The organism is Streptomyces sp. SID3212, from assembly GCF_009865405.1.
Taxonomy (GTDB): Bacteria; Actinomycetota; Actinomycetes; order Streptomycetales; family Streptomycetaceae; genus Streptomyces.
Genome location: NZ_WWJY01000016.1, coordinates 1 through 2789, shown reverse-complemented (window position 1 = coordinate 2789; position 2789 = coordinate 1). Strand labels below are relative to the sequence as shown.

Below are 2789 nucleotides of genomic sequence, written 5' to 3'. Positions count from 1 at the left end.
AGTGGCCCGCGAGCGCCCGGCGCCGCTCCACCCGCGCGCAGCGCGACCCGTACAGCGTGATCGACACGACGCCCAGCACCGCCAGCAGCCCGAGCGAGACGGTCGCCGCCCAGCCCCCGGCGTGGAAGGCGATCGCGCCCAGCGTGCCGCCCGCGCTGCTGCCCAGGTAGTACGAGGACTGGTAGAGCGCCGACGCCTGCGCGCGGCCCGACTTGGCCGTACGGCTCACGGACGACGACGCGACCGCGTGGCCCGCGAAGAAGCCCGCCGTGATCAGGACCAGGCCGAGCAGGACGGCGGCGAGCGCGTCCGCGAGGGACAGCAGCAGGCCCCCCGTCGTCGTGCCGACGGCCAGGTACAGCGCGCCGCGGCGCCCCAGCCGCCCGACGAGCCGGCCGGCCGCCGCGGAGGAGACCGTACCGACCAGGTAGACGACGAAGACCGAGCCGACCACGCCCTGCGGGAGGTTGAACGGATCGGCCACCAGCCGGTAGCCGATCACGGTGTAGACGGCGCCGAACACCGTCATGAACAGCCCGCCGATCGCGTACAGCCGCAGCAGCAGCGGATCGGACAGATGCGCCCCGACCGTCTTCGCCAGCGCCCCCGGGCTCAGCGTGCGCGAGGTGAAGTTCCTGGCCTTCGGCAGCATCGCGCGGAAGACGAGCGCGCAGACGACCGCCAGCAGCCCGACCGCCGCCAGCGCCGCCCGCCAGCCCCACGCCTGGGCGACCCAGCCGGTGAGGATACGGCCGCTCATCCCGCCGATGCTGTTGCCCGCGACGAACAGTCCGATCGCGGCGACCAGCGCCTTCGGCCGTACCTCCTCGGCGAGGAACGCCATCGCGGAGGCCGGCAGCCCGGCCAGCGCCGCGCCCTGGACGGCGCGCAGCGCCACCAGCCACTCCAGGTTCGGCGCGAAGGGCACCAGCAGCCCCACCACGACGGCGACCGCCAGCGAGGCGGTCATCAGCGTCCGCCGGCCGAAGCGCTCGGAGAGCGCGCTCAGCGGCAGGACGAAGAGGGCGAGCGCGCCCGTCGCCGCCGACACCGTCCAGCTGGCCTGCCCCGCCGTGACCCCGAAGTCCGTGGAGATCGCGGGCAGGAGGGCCTGCGTGGAGTAGAGGAGGGCGAAGGTCGCGATCCCGGCGGCGAAGAGCGCGAGGCTCATGCGGCGGTAGCCGGGGCCGCCGGGGGTGAGCTGCTCAGCAGGTGCGGGGGAGGTGGTGGACGGCGCTGCGGAGGCACCCGCGGTGACGGGTGCCTCGGTACTGACAGAAGGCATACGACGAACGTAGGCACTCGCCGCTCATGCGTCCAATGCACGGAATGGCGATAATCGATCCCATGGCGCATCAACCGAGATCAGACGGTACGCGAGAGACCCCACAGGCCGACCTGGATCCCGAGTCCTGGCCGGCGCTGCTCGCCCCGCGCCTCGCGTACTTCGCCGGGGTCGCCCGCCACGAGCACGTGACGCGGGCCGCGCAGGACATGGGAGTACCGCAGTCCACGCTCTCCCGGGCGATGGTCAGGCTCGAACAGGACCTGGGGATCGCCCTGTTCGCCCGCAAGGGCCGTACGGTCTCGCTCACCCCCGCCGGCCGGGCGTTCCTCACCTCGGTCGAAGGCGCGCTCGCCGAGGTGGAGCGGGCCGCCGAGTCCGTACGGGCCGACGCGGATCCCGAGTCCGGCAAGGTCGCGTTCGGCTTTCTGCACACCATGGGCTCGGAGACGGTGCCGGGTCTGATCCGGGCCTTCCGCGCGGACCATCCGCGGGTACGGTTCCAACTCGTCCAGAACTACGGCGAGGCGATGATCGAACGCCTCCGCGCCGGGGACCTGGACCTGTGCCTGACCTCACCGGTGCCGGACGCCCCCGACCTGGTCGCCCGGCGGGTCGACGTCCAGCGCCTGCGCCTGGTCGTCCCCGACGACCACCGGCTCGCGGGCCGCAAGCGCGTCCGGCTGGCCGAGGCGGCCGACGAGTCGTTCGTCACGCTCGAACCGGGGTACGGGCTGCGCCGGATCACCGACGACCTGTGCGCGAAGGCGGGCTTCAAGCCGCGCGTCGCGTTCGAGGGGGAGGAGGCGGAGACCCTGCGCGGCCTGGTGGCGGCGGGGCTCGGGGTGGCCCTGCTGCCCCCGCCGGCGGTGGCGCGGCCCGGGGTGGTGGAACTGACCGTGACGGCGCCTCGCGCCGTACGGGAGATCGGCCTGGCGTGGCTGGACGGGCACCCGGACACCCCGCCGGTGGCGGAGTTCAAGCGCTTCCTCCTGTCCCGGCGGGGACAGATCCTGCCGGACTGACCCCGGACTGACCGGGACGGCGGACCGACCGCCGGACCGGGCTGGACCGGGCCGGCCGTCAGGGACCCACAGTGGCGGCCGTCAGCGTTCGGCGCGCCGCCTCGGGGTGCGTCCCTCGGCGTCGGCGGTTTCGCGGGAGCGCTTGCCGACGGTCCGCGTCGGCGGCTTCCGCCGCCTCGACTTCGCCGTACCGGAAACGGCACCGGGCGCCCTGTCGGTGGTCCTGCGGACCTTCTTGCCGGTGTTCCGGGCGGTACGGGAGGTGTCCCGGCCGGTCTCCTCGACGTCGTCGACGTCCTCCTCGACGTCCTCTCCGGCCTCCTCCGCGAGCTCCCCGGTCTCCTCCTCGACGTCCTCTCCGGCCTCCTCCGCGAGCTCCCCAGTCTCCTCGCCGACGTCTTCCCCGATGTCCTCGGTGACGTCCTCGCCGACGTCCTCGACCTCCTCGACGGCGTCGCCGGCCGTACGGCCGACGTCCC

Annotated in this window: 2 protein-coding genes and 1 pseudogene; 1 reads left to right on the top strand and 2 read right to left on the bottom strand. The window is 73.9% G+C overall.

From position 1 onward, the window contains the following. A partial coding sequence (locus GT042_RS01135) for an MFS transporter (RefSeq protein WP_161306821.1) occupies positions 1–1285 on the bottom strand: 1285 nt, incomplete at its 3' end. Between the two features lie 62 nt (positions 1286–1347). Here GT042_RS01135 and GT042_RS01130 point away from each other — a divergent pair. Then, positions 1348–2310: a LysR family transcriptional regulator gene (locus tag GT042_RS01130; protein ID WP_202532195.1), complete on the top strand. Its 963-nt coding sequence runs from the start codon at positions 1348–1350 to the stop codon at positions 2308–2310. Between the two features lie 81 nt (positions 2311–2391). Here the strand turns inward: GT042_RS01130 and GT042_RS01125 are convergent. Continuing rightward, positions 2392–2789 (bottom strand): annotated as a pseudogene (locus GT042_RS01125) (hypothetical protein); the annotation flags it as partial.

What these genes read in the sequence shown, in the direction of transcription:
- GT042_RS01130 (WP_202532195.1), top strand. Translation starts at nt 1,348, where the DNA reads ATGGCGCATCAACCGAGATCAGACGGTACGCGAGAGACCCCACAGGCC.